The sequence below is a fragment of the Kocuria dechangensis genome (assembly GCF_014636775.1).
GTDB classification, from domain to species: Bacteria; Actinomycetota; Actinomycetes; order Actinomycetales; family Micrococcaceae; genus Kocuria; species Kocuria dechangensis.
This window is the reverse complement of the sequence record NZ_BMEQ01000001.1, coordinates 205,750-223,950: the sequence shown is the minus strand read 5'-3', so window position 1 is coordinate 223,950 and position 18,201 is coordinate 205,750. Positions and strand designations below refer to the sequence as shown.

General features: G+C 76.0%; 16 protein-coding genes. 9 read left to right on the top strand and 7 right to left on the bottom strand.

Translation table 11 applies throughout. From position 1 onward, the window contains the following. The first annotated feature begins 396 nt into the window (after window positions 1-396). Window positions 397-1,338 carry a type IV toxin-antitoxin system AbiEi family antitoxin domain-containing protein gene (locus tag IEW07_RS00985; protein WP_188533957.1) on the top strand — a complete coding sequence of 314 codons (942 nt, stop codon included), beginning with the start codon at window positions 397-399 and terminating at the stop codon, window positions 1,336-1,338. A gap of 187 nt (window positions 1,339-1,525) precedes the next feature. Here IEW07_RS00985 and IEW07_RS00980 read toward each other — a convergent pair whose 3' ends face one another. Beyond that, window positions 1,526-2,539 carry a TatD family hydrolase gene (locus IEW07_RS00980; RefSeq protein WP_188533956.1) on the bottom strand — a complete coding sequence of 338 codons (1,014 nt, stop codon included), beginning with the start codon at window positions 2,537-2,539 and terminating at the stop codon, window positions 1,526-1,528. Window positions 2,540-2,655: 116 nt separating this feature from the next. Here IEW07_RS00980 and IEW07_RS00975 point away from each other — a divergent pair, with 116 nt between their 5' ends. Genes IEW07_RS00975 through IEW07_RS00965 form a run of 3 tightly spaced genes read left to right on the top strand, consistent with a single transcriptional unit; the run spans window position 2,656 to window position 7,252 of the window. After that, window positions 2,656-3,606: an AAA family ATPase gene (locus IEW07_RS00975; RefSeq protein WP_188533955.1), complete on the top strand. Its 951-nt coding sequence runs from the start codon at window positions 2,656-2,658 to the stop codon at window positions 3,604-3,606. Next, window positions 3,603-4,973: a DUF58 domain-containing protein gene (locus tag IEW07_RS00970; RefSeq protein ID WP_188533954.1), complete on the top strand. Its 1,371-nt coding sequence runs from the start codon at window positions 3,603-3,605 to the stop codon at window positions 4,971-4,973. The genes IEW07_RS00975 and IEW07_RS00970 overlap by 4 nt, the downstream gene beginning before the upstream one ends. Further along, window positions 4,925-7,252, top strand: a complete 2,328-nt coding sequence (locus tag IEW07_RS00965) for a transglutaminase TgpA family protein (RefSeq protein WP_188533953.1) — start codon at window positions 4,925-4,927, stop codon at window positions 7,250-7,252. Before IEW07_RS00970 ends, IEW07_RS00965 begins: the two co-directional genes overlap by 49 nt. On the opposite strand, the gene rsmI is transcribed toward IEW07_RS00965, so the two are convergent. Then, window positions 7,239-8,168, bottom strand: coding sequence for a 16S rRNA (cytidine(1402)-2'-O)-methyltransferase (rsmI, locus tag IEW07_RS00960; RefSeq protein ID WP_371870197.1), 930 nt, complete (start codon window positions 8,166-8,168; stop codon window positions 7,239-7,241). The genes IEW07_RS00965 and rsmI overlap by 14 nt on opposite strands. A gap of 86 nt (window positions 8,169-8,254) precedes the next feature. Between rsmI and IEW07_RS00955 the strand changes: the two genes are divergently transcribed. Then, window positions 8,255-9,913 (top strand): dolichyl-phosphate-mannose--protein mannosyltransferase, encoded by a 1,659-nt coding sequence (locus IEW07_RS00955; protein WP_371870196.1) that lies wholly within the window; start codon window positions 8,255-8,257, stop codon window positions 9,911-9,913. A gap of 54 nt (window positions 9,914-9,967) precedes the next feature. Here IEW07_RS00955 and IEW07_RS00950 read toward each other — a convergent pair whose 3' ends face one another. The 4 genes from IEW07_RS00950 to IEW07_RS00935 form a co-directional block, all read right to left on the bottom strand. After that, the gene (locus tag IEW07_RS00950; protein WP_229741472.1) at window positions 9,968-10,960 is read right to left on the bottom strand and encodes a TIGR01906 family membrane protein; all 993 of its coding nucleotides are present in this window, start codon (window positions 10,958-10,960) and stop codon (window positions 9,968-9,970) included. Window positions 10,961-11,095: 135 nt separating this feature from the next. Next, window positions 11,096-11,416: a hypothetical protein gene (locus tag IEW07_RS00945; RefSeq protein WP_188533952.1), complete on the bottom strand. Its 321-nt coding sequence runs from the start codon at window positions 11,414-11,416 to the stop codon at window positions 11,096-11,098. A gap of 262 nt (window positions 11,417-11,678) precedes the next feature. After that, window positions 11,679-12,248, bottom strand: coding sequence for a DUF3499 family protein (locus IEW07_RS21375; RefSeq protein ID WP_188533951.1), 570 nt, complete (start codon window positions 12,246-12,248; stop codon window positions 11,679-11,681). Between the two features lie 14 nt (window positions 12,249-12,262). Next, the gene (locus IEW07_RS00935) at window positions 12,263-12,799 is read right to left on the bottom strand and encodes a WhiB family transcriptional regulator (protein ID WP_188533950.1); all 537 of its coding nucleotides are present in this window, start codon (window positions 12,797-12,799) and stop codon (window positions 12,263-12,265) included. Window positions 12,800-13,109: 310 nt separating this feature from the next. Between IEW07_RS00935 and IEW07_RS00930 the strand changes: the two genes are divergently transcribed. Further along, a complete protein-coding gene (locus tag IEW07_RS00930; RefSeq protein WP_188533949.1) occupies window positions 13,110-13,883 on the top strand; it encodes a TIGR03089 family protein in 774 nt (257 codons plus the stop codon). 10 nt (window positions 13,884-13,893) lie between these two features. Here the strand turns inward: IEW07_RS00930 and IEW07_RS00925 are convergent, their stop codons facing one another. Then, window positions 13,894-14,466, bottom strand: coding sequence for a GtrA family protein (locus IEW07_RS00925; protein ID WP_229741471.1), 573 nt, complete (start codon window positions 14,464-14,466; stop codon window positions 13,894-13,896). Window positions 14,467-14,733: 267 nt separating this feature from the next. On the opposite strand from IEW07_RS00925, the gene IEW07_RS00920 reads away from it, so the two are divergent. The 3 genes from IEW07_RS00920 (at window position 14,734) to IEW07_RS00910 (ending at window position 18,141) form a co-directional block, all read left to right on the top strand. Further along, a complete protein-coding gene (locus IEW07_RS00920) occupies window positions 14,734-15,849 on the top strand; it encodes a 5-(carboxyamino)imidazole ribonucleotide synthase (RefSeq protein ID WP_229741498.1) in 1,116 nt (371 codons plus the stop codon). A 149-nt stretch (window positions 15,850-15,998) separates the two neighbouring features. Further along, the gene (gene purE, locus IEW07_RS00915; protein WP_188534180.1) at window positions 15,999-16,484 is read left to right on the top strand and encodes a 5-(carboxyamino)imidazole ribonucleotide mutase; all 486 of its coding nucleotides are present in this window, start codon (window positions 15,999-16,001) and stop codon (window positions 16,482-16,484) included. A 49-nt stretch (window positions 16,485-16,533) separates the two neighbouring features. Further along, window positions 16,534-18,141: an LCP family protein gene (locus IEW07_RS00910; protein ID WP_188533947.1), complete on the top strand. Its 1,608-nt coding sequence runs from the start codon at window positions 16,534-16,536 to the stop codon at window positions 18,139-18,141. Window positions 18,142-18,201: the final 60 nt, after the last annotated feature.

The window sequence follows — 18,201 nt, the reverse complement described above, 5'->3', positions numbered from 1 at the left end:
GACCCTGCCCGCTCCTGCCCGCCCCGACGCGCCGAGTCCCCATGCCGGCCACGCCCGGACCGCCGAGTCCCCTCTGGTGCGGCAATTCCCCCGGTGATTGCTTGGGGAATTGCCGCACCTGAGGGGACTCGGCGGCAAGGAACCGGCGGGAGGGGACTCGGCGCGAAGGAGCCGACCGGAAGGAACCGGCGGGAAGGAGCCGACCGGAAGGAACCGGCGGGAAGGAGCCAGCCGGAAGGAACCGGTCGGCGGCACGGGGAACCCCATGGAGACGCCGGAATCCCCAGTGCCGCCGGCCTCACTCCCCTGCTGCAGGTCCCGTGCCACGGAGGGACCGGCGTCCACATCCGGAGAGCGTCGCGCCCACTCCGGCTCTCGCGCGGGTACCACCGAGCCATGACAGCACGTTTTTTCGAGCCCGCGACGAACGCGCCGCAGCTGCTCAGCACAGCAAGCCTCCTGGAGGCCGGACTCAGCGACCGCGCCGTCCACCGACAGGTCCGGGACGGCAGGCTGATCCGCGTCCGGCCGGGGTGGTTCGTCGACGCGGAGCAGTACCGGGGGTTGCGGCACGAGGAGAAGACCCTGCTCGCCTACCAGGCGTACGTCCGCACCTCCGCCGTGTCGCCGGTGCTGTGCCTCGCCTCCGCGGCCCTCGTGCACGGCCTGCGCATGTACCGAGTCCCCACCCGGATCCACACCCTCTCGACCCCCGACCACGGCACGCACAACGGCGGCCCCGACATCGTCCGCCACCAGGCACCGCTGCCGGACTCCGACGTGGTGGAACTCCAGGGCATCAGGGTCACGTCCGGCGAGCGCACGCTCCTCGACTGCGCGCGATTCCTCCCCTTCCCCGACGCCGTGGTCCTGGCCGATCAAGCACGCGCGCTCGGCGTGCCCCGGGCACGGCTGGAGAAGCGACTGCCCGAGTGGAAGGGCCAGCGGGGTGTGCGGACAGCGCGGAGGGTGCTGGGCTGCATGGACGTCCGCGCGGAGTCCGTCGGCGAGACCCTGACGCGGTTGATGCTGCTGGAGTGGGGACTGCCCGAGCCCCGGGTCCAGTGGGTGATCGAGGGAAGGTCCGGCCGCTACCGGGCGGACTTTGCCTGGCCCGAGCACCGATTGGTGCTCGAGTTCGACGGCGAGCTCAAGTACGCGCACACCGACCCGGAGACCGTCGCCTCGGTGCTCCGCGACGAACGACGACGCGAGACCGAGATCCAGGAGCTCGGCTGGACGGTGATCCGGATCGGGTGGAGAGACGTGATCAGCACTCCCGCGGCGACGGTCGCCCGGATCGAGAAGGCGATGCACGCGGCCGGGGCCCGAAGCTGATCCCCCGCCGTCGCAGACGACCTGGCCACGAGTCCCCTCTGGAGCGGCAATTCCCCCGGTGCCGCACTGGGGGATTGCCGCTCCAGAGGGGACTCGGCGCACCAGGCGCGGCCGGGATGGGGACTCGGCCCACCAGGCGCGGCCGGGATGGGGACTCGGCCCACCAGGCGCGGCCGGCGCGGGGCGCTCAGAACGCCCCGTACACCTCGGCCGTGTTCGCCCAGATCCGCTCGCACAGCTGCCCCAGGTCCTGCTCGAGGATCCCCGCCATGCCGCGCACCGTCCAGTTGGTCACGTAGCTGGCGTTGGGCCGGCCCCGGTACGGGTGCGGGGTGAGGAAGGGGGCGTCGGTCTCCACGAGCACCAGCTCCGGGCGGGCGGTCCGCAGCGCGGCCTTGAGGTCGTGGCTGTTCTTGAACGTCACCGTCCCGGAGAAGGACATGTACCAGCCGTGCTCGTTGCAGGTGCGGGCGAGCTCGGCGTCCCCGGAGAAGCAGTGGAAGACGGTGTGCTCGGGGGCGCCCTCCTCGAGCAGGACGGCGACGACGTCGGCGTGCGCGTCCCGGTCGTGGATCTGCAGCGCCTTGCCGGTCTCCTTGGCGAAGCGGATGTGCTCGCGGAAGGACGACTTCTGGTGCTCCCGGCCCTCGCCCTCGGTGCGGTAGTAGTCCAGGCCGGTCTCGCCGAAGGCACGGACCCGGTCGTGGGCCCCGAGCTCCCGGATCTCGGCGAGCGCCTCGTCGAGCCGCCCGGCCGCGGCGAGCTTCGGCGCCTCGTTGGGGTGCAGGGCCACGGCGGCCAGCACGCGGGGGTCCGCCTCCGCCGCGGCCACGGCGAAGCGGGAGGAGGGCACGTCGCAGCCGACCTGCACCACCCCGGCCACGCCGGCGAGGGCGGCGGCGTCCGCGGCGTCGCGCACCGAGACCGCCACCTGGCCGTCCTGCAGGTCCATGTGGGTGTGGTTGTCCACCACCGGGTGCGGCAGCGGCTCCGGCGCCGGCGGGTACCGGAGGTTGCGGCGGCGCCCGTCGTCGGCCTGGGCGGCGCGGCGGCGCGTGCCCTCCCCGTCCGGGGCGTCCTCGGGCACCGCGTAGCGCTCCGGCTCGTAGGCGGGCGGGACCGCCCCGGGCTCCTGCGCGGGGCGGGCCGCGGGGTCGGGCCACAGGGAGGCGGAGAGGCGGGTGGTGGTGGGGTCGGTCATGGCGTGCGGAACCTCGGGGCGGTCGGGTGCGGGGCGGTCGTGTCCCCACCAATCTACGAGGCCGGGACGGGACGACATACTGGGAGGAACAGCCACGAGCAGAAGCCGAGGAGCCCATGGAGTCCTTCCCCCAGCACACGCAGGCGATCCTGGACCGGATCAACACGGTGATCGACGGCAAGCCGGAGGCGGCGCGCACCGCGCTCACGGTGCTGCTGGCCGGCGGGCACCTGCTCGTCGAGGACGTCCCGGGGGTGGGCAAGACCATGCTGGCCCGCACACTCGCCACGGCGATCGGGGGCACCGTCTCGCGCGTCCAGTTCACCCCGGACCTCCTGCCCACGGACATCACCGGCGTGTCGGTCTACGACCAGGCGCGGCGGGAGTTCGAGTTCAAGCCCGGGCCCGTGTTCGCGAACATCGTCATCGGCGACGAGATCAACCGGGCCTCGGCCAAGACCCAGTCGGCGCTGCTCGAGTGCATGGCGGAGGGCCAGGTCACCGCGGACGGGACCACGTACCGGATGGGCACCCCGTTCATGGTGGTCGCCACGCAGAACCCGGTCGAGATGGACGGGACGTTCCCGCTCCCCGAGGCGCAGCGGGACCGGTTCACGGCCCGGATCTCGATGGGCTACCCGGACGCCGACGCGGAGATGACGATGCTCGCCGACCACGGCGGCGGCTCCCCGCTGGAGGGCATGCGCCCGGTCGTGTCCGTCGAGGACGCGGCCCGCCTCGTGGCCCACGTGCGGGAGGTCCACGTCTCCGACGTGGTGCGCGCCTACGTCGTGGCGCTGGGCCGGGCGACCCGCTCCCACCCCCAGATCCGGCTGGGCGCCAGCCCCCGGGCCCTGCTCCAGCTGCAGGCGGCCGCCCGCGCGGAGGCCGCCCTCAGCGGGCGGGAGTACGTCCTGCCCGACGACGTGCGGGCGGTCGCCGTGCCCGTGCTCGCCCACCGCCTGATGCTGGACCGCCGCGCCGGGACCGACTCCGCGGAGGAGCTGGTGCGCGCGGTGCTCGACGAGGTCCGCGTCCCCGCCGAGCAGGCGCCCGGGACCCGATGAGCCGCCCGCACGCCCGGGCACCGCAGGAGGAGGGCGAGCGGGCCGAGCCGCCCGTGGCCTCCCGCGCCCGGTTCACCGGGCGGGGCTGGGGCTTCCTGGCGGCGGGGGCGCTGTGCCTGCTGCTGGCCACGTGGCTCGGCCGCAAGGACGTGCTGGCCCTGGCCCTCTTCCTCGGCTCCGCGCCCCTGTTCGCCGCCCTGTCCCTGTACCTCGTCAAGCCGCGGGTGCAGCTCAAGCGCACCGTGGACCCTGCGCTGGTGACGGCCGGGGACCCCGCCGCGGTGCGCCTGCGCGTGCGCCACCGCACCCGCCGCGGCCGCCCGGACCGCGGGGCCGTCACCGTGCACGAGACCGTGCCCGGGCCCCTGGGCGGGGACCGGGAGCTGAGCGTCGAGGCCGGCGGCGAACCGGCCGGCTACACCGTGCGCCCCCGCCGCCGCGGGGTGTGGGAGCTGGGCCCGGCCACCGTCCGGGTCGCGGACCCCTTCGGGCTGGCCACCGAGCTGCTCGACGTGTCCGAGCGGACCACCCTGCACGTCGCCCCGGACGCCGTGGAGCTGCCCGAGATCAGCGCGGACCGGCTCCGGGACAGCGGCGCGGACCCGTCCCGGACCGCCCTGCCGCAGCCGGGCCCGGACAACGTCACCACGCGCGAGTACCGCCACGGGGACCCCCTGCGCCGCGTGCACTGGGCGGCCTCCGCCAAGCAGGACAAGCTCATGGTCCGCCAGGAGGAGCCGCGCAGCACCCGCCGCACGGTCCTGGTCCTGGACCTCGACGAGCGGTCCTGGCCGGGCGGGCGGCTGTGGGCGGGCGTGCTGCCGAGCACCGCGGAGTTCGAGTGGGCCGTGGGCCTGGTCGCCGCCCTGCTCGAGCACCTGACGCAGCGGGACACCGCCGTGCACGCCCTCGACGGGTTCGGCCGGCCCCTGCCCTCGGGCGGGGAGGACGACGACGCCTCCGCGCCGCGGCACGCCGTCGCGGCCGTGACCGACGACACCGCCGAGGACGCCCGGCACGGGCTGTCCCGGGTGCGTCCCGTGCGCGCGCCGGCGCCGGAGCCCGGCGGGTCGGGACCGGCGAATCCCCTGGCCGACCGGCTCGCCCGGGACGGGCTCGTCCACCCCCTGCTGCTGGTCTCCGGCGACCTCGGCCGGGAGGCGGCCGACCGGCTCGTGCGCGCCGCGCCGCGGTCGGCCGCCGGCAGCGCCGTGCTCGTGGCCTCCGCCCCGGACCGGGAGCCGGAGGGCGCCGGGGTGCTCGAGGCGGCGGGCTGGTCCGTCGTCGTCGTGCCCGCCGACGCCGCCCCCGAGGAGGCGTGGGCGCGCCTGGGAACGGGCGCCCGGACGGCCGGGGCCGCGCGGTGAGCGCCGCCCCGGAACGCCCGGCCCGCTCGGCCGCGGCTCTCGCCGGCACGGTGCTGCTCGCCGTCCTCCTCGGCCTGGTGTCGCTGGGCGGGGTCCTCGCCAGCCCCGGGTGGGTGCCCGGCGCGGTGCTGGCCGTGCTCGCGGTCGTGGCCGCCACCGGCACCGCCCGGGCCTTCGGCCTGCCGTCCCTGCTGGCGCCGGTGTTCGGCGCCGGTGCCCTCGCGCTCGTCCTCACGGTGCTGTTCCTGCGCGAGCCCTCCCTGCTGGGCGTCGTCCCCACGCCGGGCAGCCTGGCCCTGGCGGAGACCCTCTGGGCGGAGGCCGGCGCCGCGGCGGCGGCCCACCCGGCGCCGTACCCGCCCGGGCGGGGCCTGGAGTTCGTGACCGCCCTGGGCGCCGGGCTCGTGACCCTGTTCGTGGAGACCGTGCTCGTGGGACTGCGCCTGCCCGCGGTCAGCGCGCTCGGCGTGCTGGCCGTCCTGGTCGTCCCGGCGCTCGTGCTGCCCGGCAGCGTGGGCGCCGCCGGGGCGGCCGCCGCCGCGCTGGCGGCCCTGCTGCTGCTCGCCGGCGGCCGCCGCTGGGGCGCCGCCCGCGAGCCCCGCACCACCCCCGCGCCGGGCAGCTGGGCGCGCGCCGCAGTGGTGGGCTCCGGGGTCCTGGCCGTCGCCCTGGTCCTGCCCGCGGTGGTGCCGGGCTTCGTCAACGGCGCGTTCCCGCAGGGCAGCGGCCTCGCCTCCGACCGCGCCGCCGGGGTGGGGCCGCTGCGCGGGATCGGCCAGGACCTGCGCTCGCCCGAGCAGCTCCCCCTCCTCGAGTACACGACCGCCTCGGGCGAGCCCGGGCTGCTGCGGGTGCTCACCCTCGAGGACTTCTCGGGCGAGGAGTGGTTCCCCACGGCCACGGACCTGGACCCCGACCTCGCGGAGCTCGGCGGGACCGCGCTCACGCCGGTGGGCTCCGGGCCGGAGGAGACGACCGGGGTGCGGCTGCGCGACTGGTCCGGCCGCTGGCTGCCGCTGCCCTGGGCCGCGGTGGGGATCGACGGTCTCGAGGGCGGCGGCTGGGCCTGGAACCCCCGCGACCTGACCGTGCGGGGGGACCGGGTCCCGCCCGCCGGGACCGGCTACGAGGTCCGCTCCGTGGCGCCGCGGCCCACCGCCGACGCGCTGCGGGCGGCTCCCGCCGCGCCGGGCACGCCCGAGCTGGACCCGTTCCGGGCGCTGCCCGACGGCACCCCGGCGGCCCTGCGGGAGGCCGCGCGCGCGCAGGCCGGGGACGAGGGCAGCGCGTTCGACCAGGCGCTCGCCCTGCAGGAGTGGCTGCGCTCGGAGGAGTTCCGCTACGACGTGGGCCTCCCCCTCGCCGAGGGCTACGACGCCGGCGGCATGGCCTCCCTGGAGGAGTTCCTGGAGCGGCGCACCGGCTACTCCGGGCACTTCGCCCCCGCGATGGCGGTCATGGCCCGCGAGCTCGGCATCCCGGCCCGCGTCGCCGTCGGCTACCTCCCGCCCTCCGACCCGGGCAGCCCCTTCCCGGGCACCCCGGAGGACGGACCGTCCGTGGAGGTCCTGCCCCGGGACGCCCACGCGTGGCCCGAGCTGTGGTTCGAGGGCGTCGGCTGGGTGCGCTTCGAGCCGACCCCCGGCACCGCGGACGTCCCCGGCTACGCGGCCCAGTCCCCGGCGGAGTCCTCGGAGGAGGGCGCCGAGGCGTCGGCGCGGCCCACCGGCGGCGCCTCCGACCCGGCCCCGGCGGACACCGCCCAGGCCGACCCCTCCGCCACGGCCCCGCAGCGGGCGCCGGAGCAGGGGGCCGGCACGCCCGAGGAGGGCGTCCCGGGCTGGCTGCCGTGGCTCGCCGCCGCGGTTGCCGCGGCGCTGCTCGCGCTGCTGCTCGCCGCGCCGCGGACCGTGCGGGAGCGGCGCCGGGCCGGACGCGCCCGGCTGCTCGGCGACGGGACGGCCCCCGCGCCGGAGCGGGCGCTCGCCGCGTGGGCGGAGATCGAGGACCTGGCCACCGACCACGGCCTGTCCCGCGCCGCGGCCGAGACCCCGCGGGTCTTCGTCGACCGGCTCGCGGCCGCGGCGCCCGCGGCGGCCGAGCCCCTGGGCCGGGTCGGGCGGGACGTCGAGCGGGCCCTCTACGCCCCGGCCGGGGAGCGGTGGGCCCCGGCGGCGGAGCCGTCGGACCTGGCCGCCGTCCGGGACGCCCTGGCGGCGGCCGGCGGGACCACCGCGCGCCGGGCCCGGTGGTTCCCGCGCTCGGTCACGGGCCGGTGACGCGGTCCTTGCGGGCGCCGAGCACGGTCTCGTAGAGCTCGCGCTTGCCCACCCCCGAGCGCTCGGCCACCCGGCCGGCGGCGTCCTTGAGCCGGACGCCGCCGGCCACCAGCTCCTCGACCTCCCCCACGAGGTCCTCCGGGCGGGCGGCCTCGGGGGCGGGGGCGCCCGCGACGACGACGGCGATCTCCCCGCGCACCTGGCCCTCGGCGCACCAGGCGACGAGCTCCGTCAGGGTGCCGCGCACGACCTCCTCGTGCAGCTTGGTGAGCTCCCGCGCCACGACGGCCCGGCGCTCGGCGCCGAAGGCGTCCCGCAGGGCGGTGAGCATGGTCTCGAGCCGGTGCGGGGCCTCGTAGAAGACCATGGTGCGGCGCTCGCCGTGGAGCTCCGCGAGCCGGGCGGCGCGGTCCGAGCTCCGGCGCGGGAGGAAGCCCTCGAACGTGAAGCGGTCCGTGGGCAGCCCGGACACGGCGAGCGCCGTGAGCACCGCCGAGGGCCCGGGGACGGCCGTGACCAGCAGGCCCTCGGCCGCGGCGGCCTCCGCGAGGCGGTAGCCGGGGTCCGAGACGGTGGGCATCCCGGCGTCGGAGAGGACCAGGACGGTGCGGCCCTCCCGGACGGCGTCCAGCAGCTCGGCGACGCGGCCGGCCTCGTTGTGCTCGTGGTGGGTGATCACGCGCCCGCGGGTCGTGACGCCGAGGCCCGCGGTGAGCCGGCGCAGCCGCCGGGTGTCCTCGACGGCCAGGACGTCGGCGGTCTCCAGCGCCTCCCGCAGCCGGGGCGAGGCGTCCCCCAGGTTGCCGATCGGCGTGCCCGCCAGCACGACCTGTCCCGTCCCCTCCGGTCCGGCGGGGCCGCCGGGGCGGTCCTCGGTCGAGGCGGGAGGGGCGTCGTCGTGGGGTTCCGTGTGCACGGCTCCACTCTACGGCTCGGTCCCGCGGGCGGGTCCCGCCGCCCGTGCCCCGGGGCTCCGCGGACCGCCGGGGCCCGTCCCCTACGATGACAAGCGTGAGTTCCTCGGTGCGCACCCCGGCCCGGGCCCCGGCGACGCGACCGGTGCCCCTCGTGACCACCCTGCGCCGCTCCCTCGACCCGGACGCCCTGCGGGCCCGGCTGCTCCCGGGGCCGTCCGCGGCGGCGCCGCTCGCGTGGCTGGCGCCGCTGCTGGTCGTGGTGCTCGGCGGCGTGCTGCGCTTCTGGCACCTGTCCCACCCGGACGCGATCGTGTTCGACGAGACCTACTACGTCAAGGACTCGTACTCGCTGCTGCTCCACGGCTACGAGCGGGAGTGGCCCGACGGGGCCGACGAGCAGTTCGTGGCGGGCACGCACCCGGAGCCGCTGGCGGGACCGTCGTACGTGGTCCACCCGCCGGTCGGGAAGTGGCTGATCGCCTTCGGGATGTGGCTGTTCGGGGCGGACGACCCCTTCGGCTGGCGGTTCTCCGCGGCCCTGGTCGGGACCCTCTCCGTCGCCCTGGTCTGCGCGGCCGGGTGGCTGCTCTTCCGCTCCGTGACGGTCGCCACGCTCGCGGGCCTGTTCACGGCGGTCGACGGGCTCCACCTCGTCCAGTCACGGCTCGCGCTGCTGGACGTCTTCCTGATGTTCTTCGTGCTGCTGGCCTTCGTCCTGCTCCTGCTGGACCGGTCCCACGGCCGGCGCCGGCTCGCGGAGCGGCTGGGCGTGCCCCCGCACGAGGCGGCCCGCGCCTCCGACGCCGAGCTGCTGCGCCGGCTCTCGTGGGGGCCGTGGCTGGGCGTGCGGTGGTGGCGGGTCGCCGCCGGGGTGGCCTGCGGGCTCGCGGTCGGCGTGAAGTGGAGCGCCCTGTTCCTCGTAGCGGGCCTGGGGATCCTCACGGTCCTCTGGGACCTCAACGCCCGCCGCGCGGCCGGGATCCGGCACTGGGTCCGGGCCGGGGTGCTCATGGACGGGGTGCCCGCCTTCGGCGCCGTCGTCGGGACGGGACTGGCGGCCTACGTGCTGACGTGGGCGGGCTGGTTCGCGTCGTCGGGGGCGTACGACCGGAACTGGGCCGCGGAGCACCCCGGCGAGGGCGTGGCGTGGCTGCCCGCGCCGCTGCGCTCGCTGTGGGCCTACCACGTCTCCGCCTACGGCTTCCACAGCGGCCTGGGCACCCCGCACTCCTACGAGGCCCTGCCCTGGCTGTGGCTGACCCTGGGCCGGCCCACCTCGTACCACTACGACTCCCCGGAGCCCGGCGTCGACGGCTGCGCCGTGGAGCACTGCTCCCAGGCCATCCTCAACATCGGCAACCCGCTGCTGTGGTGGACGGCGATCGCCGCCGTCCTCGTGGCCGTCTGGTTGTGGGCGGTGCGCCGTGACTGGCGCGCCGGTGCGCTGCTGGGCGTGTTCGCCGCCGGGTACGTCCCCTGGCTGCTGTACCCCGAGCGCACCATGTACTTCTTCTACGCGCTGCCGTTCCAGCCGTACCTCATGCTGATGCTCGCCGGGATGCTGGGGCTCGTCCTCGGGCGCCGCGGGGACCCGGTGGCCCGGCGGCGGGCGGGGATCCTGGTGGTGGGCCTGTTCACGGCCACGGCGCTGCTGGTGAGCGCGCACTTCGCGCCCATCTGGTTCGCGGAGACCATCCCCTACGAGCAGTGGCAGCAGCGGATGTGGTTCAAGAGCTGGATCTGAGCCGCGGGCACGGGCCCGGGGACGCCTCCGGGACGTCCCCGGGCCCGTGCCGGCTCAGCGCCCGGCCAGCCGCCGCTTCAGCTCCTGGCGGCGGCGCACCCGGTCCAGGGCCCGGTGCCGGCGGAACGCCGTGGGCCACGTGGCGGCCATGACCGCGAGCGCCCCGAGCAGGGCCAGCACGCCCACCGCGATCGCGGCGTCCATCCAGAACTGCGTGGGGTACAGCCGGATGAGGGTGTCCGTGGCCCGGAACGTCCAGGTGCCGTCCGCGAAGAACAGGGAGTGGAACAGCGCGAAGAACTGCTGCCAGCCCAGGACGGCGGCCACCGCCAGCAGCACCAGCAGCACCACGGTGAGCCACGAGCCGAAGAACAGGGCCCCGGACGCCGCCCTGGGGGCCTTGGCCCGCAGGTAGAGGGCGGACAGCACCGCCAGCAGCCCCAGGACGAGGACCACGGTGAGAGCCACCTGCAGCACGATCTTCACGTCGGTCATGTGGGCGACCTCGGAGGACAGGAACAGCTGCGCGCCGTCCGCGTCCTCGAGCCCGCCCAGGAAACCGGGAGGGGCCCAGTTGAGGACGTAGTCCAGGCCGTAGGAGCCGAAGACCATCCGCTCGTCGGTCGTGAAGCCCTGGGGATCCGCGGGGAAGCCGGGACGGTGGTACTCGAGCCACAGGAACAGGGGCGTCGCCACGACGCGCACGGCCAGCCCCAGCAGGACCAGGGGCAGCACCACGGCGAGGAACACCTGCTGGAGCCGGGGGAACCGCGGCTCGTCGGCGACGGCCTGCTGGCGCAGGGCGGTGCGGCGGCGGGCGTCGTCGTCCTCGTCCTCCGGGTCGGACGCAACGGGACCGGAGGCGTCGACGGGACCGGAGGAGGCGCGGGAGCGTTCGTCCCCGGGCTGCTCCTCGGCCGGCGGCCCGGCCGGGGCGACTGCGGGCAGCAGACCGGTCCACACCGGCTCCTCCCGGGGCTCGTCGGCCGTCGCGGCGGCGCGGTCCTGCTGCTGCCAGGGGGCCTGGTCGTTGGTGGAGGGGGCCACGGGAGGGGTCCTTCGGGTCGAGAGCGTCGGACGCCGCGCGGGCGGGGCCCGCACGGCAGGTCCGATCCTACCCAGCCGCATCCTCCCCAGCCGCAGGCGTCCTCGGCGGAGCTTCAGCGGGCGCTCAGCGGGGCCTCAGCGCACGGGCGCGAGGCAGGCGATCCCGTTGAGGACCGGGTAGACGGGGTGGACGCCGTCCCGGAAGGGCCGGTCGCTCATCAGCCGGTCGGCGTCCACCGGGACGAGGACCCCTCCCGTGAGGGGACAGCGCAGCAGCGCGAAGAAGGCTGGATCGAGAGGCGTCTCGGCGCGTGGCTCGGGGTCCAGTCCGGTGGCGGCCGAGGCCCACGGGGCCGGACGAGCACCGTGGGCCTCGGCGACCGCAGGACGGACCGGCTCGGTGAGGCCCTGGTGGAGGGGCTGCTGCGCCGTCCGCGTCGTTGCAAGGACAGACATGGGGGGGGACTCCTGGGTGCTCCGGGGGGAAGAGCCTCCGCGCCGGGCAGGCGCGGTCTGCGCCTCATCCTAGGGGACAACGCGGCGGGCGCACAGGCCCCCGCGCGGGGGACGGCGCCGTGATTCCGCGACCCCGGAGACATCCGCGGGCGCGACCACCCGGGTCGCACGGGAGGGTCGGCACGGGGACCGGGTCACCGTACGGACGGACGCGGCACAGCAAAGTGCCCGGCGCACGGGCGGACGCGGCGCGGGGACGGGCTCAGCACCCGGCGGGCTCCTGCCCGGCGGCAGGGCGGCGGAGGTGCGGCCTGCGCAGCGCCTCGGGCAGCGGGACGTCGTGCTCCGGGACGTCGTGCTCCCCGGCGCCGGACGTCAGGGCGCCGGGCGTCAGGGCGCCGGGCGTCAGGGCGCCGGGCGTCAGGGCGCCGGGCGTGCGGGGGCCGGCCTCGACGGCAGCGCCGGTGCGGGCCGCCGTCCCGCCGCGGCGGGCGGGCGGGCGCGGGAGGGAGACGTCCCGCAGGGCCGCGCGCGGGCGCTCCCGGACGGCCGGGGCGGGCTCGGGCTCGCGGACGGCCTCCGCCACGGCGTCGAGGTCGTCCCGGCGGGTGAGCGCCTCGGGCAGCTCCAGCCGGACCACGCGCCAGCCCCGGGGAACGGTGAGGCGGTCGGCGTGCACCGCGCACAGGTCGTAGGCGTGCGGCTCGGCGTGCGCCGCGAGCGGCCCGACCACCGCGGTGGAGTCCGAGTACACGTAGGTGAGGGTCGTGACCGCGTCCCGCGTGCAGGTCTGGCGGGAGCAGCGGCGCGAGGAACTGCCGGAAGAGCTCATTCCTCGAAACTACCTCAGCGCGCGAGGCGCCGCAGGCGGCGGCGCTCGCGCTCGGAGAGCCCGCCCCAGATCCCGAACTTCTCGTCCTTGCTCATCGCGTAGTCCAGGCACTCCGTCTGCACGGGGCAGGCCTCGCACACGCGCTTGGCGTCGCGCGTGGAGCCGCCCTTCTCGGGGAAGAACGCCTCGGGGTCGGTCTGGGCGCACAGGGCGTCGGTCTGCCACGAGAGCTCGCCCTCCTCCTCCTCCACGGAGTAGAGACCGGCGACCTCGCTCCAGGCGACGGCCTCCTCCGGGGCGGGGGCGGCCGGGGCCTCGAGCAGGTCCAGGGCCCCGTGCAGGCCCTCCGCGGCACGGGCGGCAGGCTCGTGGGCGGCGAGGAAGGCGGTGGCCTGGTCCTCCAGGTCCACGGCCGTCCGGAGCACGTGCCGCTCGGCGGCACGGGGATCGGCCGGATCGACGTACCAGTCCTCGGGGACGGACCGGACGCTCCTGCGGCGAGCACCGAGGGGGGTGGAATCGACGAGCTGGCGGCGCGCGGCCTCTCCCATGACTTTCCTTCCATCCGACACGTTGGCCCGGGCCTGGCATAATGCGGGGGGTGCCGACCCGGTGCATCCCGGAGGAGGCATCCTTTCGGATTTCCTGCCGGACCCCCTAATTACACGTGTGTAAGCAGGACCACGTCAACCCTTGTCCAGGCCCGGTCTTCCGGCGCAGAACGCGCCGGACAAGGCCCCACGGAGGTCGTTCGCCCACGTCAGCGCGCGGTCTTCCGAGCGCCCTCAGCAGCCGGACGAATACGCCCGGACGCATATGACCCGGGTGCAAGCCGGCCGACCAGGATCGTCAGGAGCGAGCATGAATTTCCCCCTTCCCACCTCTGTCCCCCGTCTGGTGGACACGCTACGGCGTAGCAGCCGGCCCGCGCTCCTCTGGTACGGCGCGGACGGCGAGCGCGTGGAGCTCTCCGGCCGCGTCCTCGACAACTGGGCCGCCAAGACCGCCAACCTCTGCGTCGACGAGCTCGACCTGGGCTCCGGAGACCTGGTGGTGCTCGGCGACGAGGTGCACTGGCGCGCCCTCGCCGTCACCCTGGGCGCGTGGACGGCCGGCGCCGCGGTCCGCCCCTCCGATCCCCGGGGCACGACGGCGGACGGCGACGTGGTGGTGGCCCTCGTGGACGCCGAGGGCGGCCTGCCGCCCCTGCTCGCGCACCCGCCCGCGGGGGCGCGAGCGGTGGTCGTGGACCGGCCCGCCCTCTCGCTCGGCCTCCGCGGCGGGGCGCCGGACGACGCCGTGGACTACTGCGCGGAGGTCCGCTCCCACGCGGACGTCTACTCGGGACTCGAGGAGCCGGTCGCGGACGGGCCGGCGCTGCCGGACCCGGACGTCGGGCAGGAGATCACGCACGCGCGGCTGCTCCCGCGCGCGCTCGAGGAGGCGGCCGGCCGCGAGGAGCAGTGGGGCACGGCGGCGGCCGTGCACGTGCCCGGGCGGCAGGTGGACCCGAGGTTCCTGCTGCGGGTCCTCGCGGTGCTGGCGAGCGGGCGCGCGGTGGTGCTCACGGACCGGGACACCGCGGACGGGTCGTGGACGGCGGTGCTGACGGCGGAGAACGCCGTGGGCTTCTGAGCGGTCCGGCTCAGCGGGCGGCGGGCCGCCCGGTGTCCTCGTGGTCCTCGTGCCCGGGGTGCCCTGCCTCGGCGGCCGGGGCGCGACCGGTGATCCGGGCGATCTCGAGGGCGGCGGTGTCCGCGAAGTCCGGGTCCTCGTCGAGCTCCTCGGCGAAGACCCAGAAGCGGTACGCGAAGTAGCGGAAGATCGTGCCCAGGATCGTGCCGATGATTGTGCCGGAGATGAAGGACGCGGTCGCGCTCGTGAGCCCCAGCACGTAGTAGCTGAAGCCGAGGCAGCCCAGCTCGATCGCCATGCCGATGCCGTTGGCCACGAGGAACTGGACGAGCTCCCGCCGCTTGTCCGACTGGCGCTTGTGCCGGAAGGTCCAGAGCCGGTTGGCGATCCAGGAGAAGAGGATCGCGACCACCGTGGCGATGAACTTGGCCTTGAGGTGGCCGTCCTGCAGGTACGAGTGCATGAGCAACCAGGTCAGCGACGCGTTGATGACGAACGCGAGTGCACCGACGACGCCGAACTTCATGAGTTCCTTGACGAAGAGGTGCCACAGGGCTTCGAAACGGTCGATGACACGGTTCACGCGCGGGTCTCCAGGAGGGTGAGAGGACCGGCGCCGGGCGGCGCCGCGGCCGGCGGGCACGCGAGCCGCCCCGTCCGGATCTCGGGTCATCCTACCCTGCCGCCCTGTCGACCGCCCCTGGCCGGGAGCCGTCCGTGACGAGCGCCACGACCACGGGGCCCGCACGGGGCGCACCGGGCGCCGGACGAGCCGGGATACCCTGGACGGGTGAGAAATCCAGGAAACGGTCCCGTCGTCGGCGTCGTCGGAGGCGGGCAGCTCGCCCGCATGATGGCGCCCGCCGCCACCGCTCTCAGCCTCGAGCTCCGCGTGCTCGCCGAGAGCCCCGACGTCTCGGCGGTCGCCGCCGTGCCCACCGCCCCCGTCGGCGACTACACGGACCTCGAGGTCCTGCGCCGCTTCGCGGCGGACGTGGACGTGCTGACCTTCGACCACGAGCACGTCCCCACGGAGCACCTGCGCGCCCTGCTGGCCGACGGCGTCGCCGTCCGGCCCGGGCCCGAGGCCCTGGTCCACGCCCAGGACAAGCTCGTCATGCGCCGCGCCGTGGACCGGCTCGGCCTGCCCAACCCGCGCTGGGCGGCGGTGGCCGACGCCGGGGAGCTCGTGGCCTTCGGCGAGGACGCCGGCTGGCCCGTGGTGCTCAAGACGCCTCGCGGCGGCTACGACGGCAAGGGCGTCATGGTGCTGCGCACGGCCGACGCGGCCCGCGGCCAGGAGCCCGCGCGCTGGTTCGAGCAGACGGAGGGGCCCCTCCTGGTGGAGGAGATGGTGCCGTTCGCCCGGGAGCTCTCCGCCCTCGTGGCCCGCGCCCCCTCCGGCGAGGTGCGCGCGTGGCCCGTGGTCGAGTCGATCCAGGTCGGCGGCGTGTGCGACGAGGTCCTGGCCCCGGCGCCGGACCTGCTGCCCGAGGTCGCCGCCGCGGCCGCGGACACCGCCCGCACGATCGCCACCGAGCTGGGCGTCACCGGCGTGATGGCCGCCGAGCTGTTCGAGACCCCCGGGCGCGGCCCCGGGTTCCTCGTCAACGAGCTGGCCATGCGCCCGCACAACTCCGGGCACTGGACGATGGACGGCGCCGTGACGGGCCAGTTCGAGCAGCACCTGCGCGCCGTGCTCGACCTCCCGCTCGGGGACACCGGCCTGGTCGGCGGCGCCGCCGTGATGAAGAACTTCCTGGGCGGCGAGAACCAGGACCTGTTCGGCGCCTACCGGGCCGCGATGGGCGCGGAGCCGCGGGCGAAGATCCACAACTACGGCAAGGCCGTGCGGCCCGGGCGCAAGATCGGGCACGTCAACGTCACCGGGGGGGCCGACGAGATCCCCGAGCTGCGCCGCCGCGCCTCCCGCGCCGCCGCCATCCTGCGGGACGGGCGGGCCTGACCCCCGGGTTCGGGCGCTCCGCCCGCGCCCGGTAGCGTAGCCGCAGCAGGAACCCGCAGCACGAATCCGCAGACCAGAGCCGGGACGGCCGGCTCAGCAGCCCAGGAGCACGAGTGAACGAGAAGCAGCAGCCCGTCGTCGGCGTCGTCATGGGGTCGGACTCCGACTGGCCCGTCATGGAGGCCGCCGCGACGGCCCTCGAGGAGTTCGGCGTCCCGTACGAGGCGGACGTCGTCTCCGCCCACCGCATGCCGGTCGAGATGATCGAGTACGGGCAGCGGGCGCACGAGCGGGGGCTGCGCGTGATCATCGCCGGCGCCGGCGGCGCCGCCCACCTGCCCGGCATGCTCGCCGCCGTCACCCCCCTCCCGGTGATCGGCGTGCCCGTGCCCCTCAAGACCCTCGACGGCATGGACTCCCTGCTGTCCATCGTGCAGATGCCCGCGGGCGTGCCCGTCGCGACCGTCTCCATCGGCGGGGCCCGCAACGCCGGCCTGCTCGCCGCCCGGATCCTCGCCGCGGGCGACGACGAGCGCGCCGTCCGCCTGCGCGAGCAGCTGCAGCGCTTCGCCGCGGAGCTCAAGCAGACCGCGCACGACAAGGGCGCGGCCCTGCGCACGCGCCTCGACGGCTGACCCGGCCGCCCCTGCTCTCCCCCGCCCGCCCTCCCCGCCGGAGCTGCCCGTGAACGGCCCCACCCCCCGCGCTGCGCACGACCCCCGCCCCTCCCCCGACCCCGGTTCCCCCGCCGGGGAGCTGCCCGACGACGCCGTCTCGGCGGTCCGCGGGCTCGCCGACACCCCTGCGGGCCCGCCGCGGCTCACCGACCCGCTGCGCCACCCGGAGCACGCACGGGGCGCCACCCGGGCCCGGCGCGCGTGGACGCTGCTGCTGTCCACGCTCGTCGTCCCCGGCAGCGCGCAGCTCGTGGCGGGCCGCCGGGCCGTCGGGCGGGCCGCGCTGAAGGCGGACGTGGTGGTCTGGGCGGCTCTCGCCCTGGGTCTGCTGTCCCTCCTGCTGTGGCGCACGCCCCTCGTGTGGTTCGTCACGAACTCGGTGACCTCCCTCCTGGTGATCGCCGGGCTCGTCGTGCTCGCCGTGGGGTGGCTCTACCTCTTCTTCGACACGCTGTGCCTGATCCGGCCCGGGCTGCTCGTCCGGCGCACCCGCCGCGCCGTGGCCGCCGCCACCGTGGCGCTCATGCTCGTGACCTCGGGCGGGCTGGGGTACTCCGCCTACCTGCTGTCCGTGGCCCGCGGTGCGGTCTCGGACGTGTTCGGCGGCGGCCTGCCGTTCCGCCCCTCCGACGGGCGGTACAACGTCCTGCTCATGGGTGGCGACGCCGGGGAGGACCGCTCCGGCCGCCGCCCCGACTCCATGACCGTGGTCAGCGTGGACGCCCGGTCGGGACGCACGGTCACCGTCTCCCTGCCCCGCAATCTGCAGAACGTCCCCTTCCCGGAGGACTCGCCGCTGGCCGAGGTCTACCCCGAGGGCTTCTCGTGCGGCGACGAGTGCATCCTCAACGCTCTCTACACCGACGTGACGAACAACCATGCCGAGCTCTATCCCGATGCGCAGGACCCGGGCGCCGAGGCCATGAAGGACGCGGCGGAGGGCGCGCTCGGGATCGAGGTCCAGGCGTACGCCCTGATCGACATGAGCGGCTTCGAGCAGCTCGTCGACGCCCTCGGGGGGATCACCATCGACGTGGGCGGGCGGGTGCCCATCGGCGGCGGCACCGACATGGAGACCGGCCTGCCGAACGAGATCTTCGGGTACATCGAGCCCGGGGTGCAGCACATGGACGGCTACCACGCCCTCTGGTACGCCCGCTCCCGCGAGGGCGCCACGGACTACGACCGGCAGGCCCGCCAGCGCTGCGTCCAGGCGGCGATGCTCAAGCAGCTGAACCCCGTCAACGTGGTGACGAAGTTCGGCGAGCTCGCCGAGTCCGGGGCGAAGGTGGTCGAGACGGACATCCCGCAGAGCCAGCTCGGCTCGTTCACGGACCTCGCGCTGAAGGCGAAGGAGCACGAGCTCGAGCAGTTCGCCGCCGGCCCGCCCTACTACGACCCGAGCTTCCCCACCTACCCGGACTTCGAGCTGCTGCACGCGGACGTCCAGGAGGCGCTCGAGCGCGCCACCGACGCCGGCGCGCGCGACGCGTCCGCCCTCGCCGACGCCCCGGCGCCCGGGGCGGGCCCGGCCATGGCCGTGCCCGTTCCCGCGGCCCGGCCCCTGGTCCCGGCCGAGGAGCTCTCCCCCAACGGCACCTGCTCGGTGCCCTGAGCGGACCCCGCCCGGGGCCCTGCGGACCGACCCCCTCCTGACCGGCCGGTACAGTGAGGG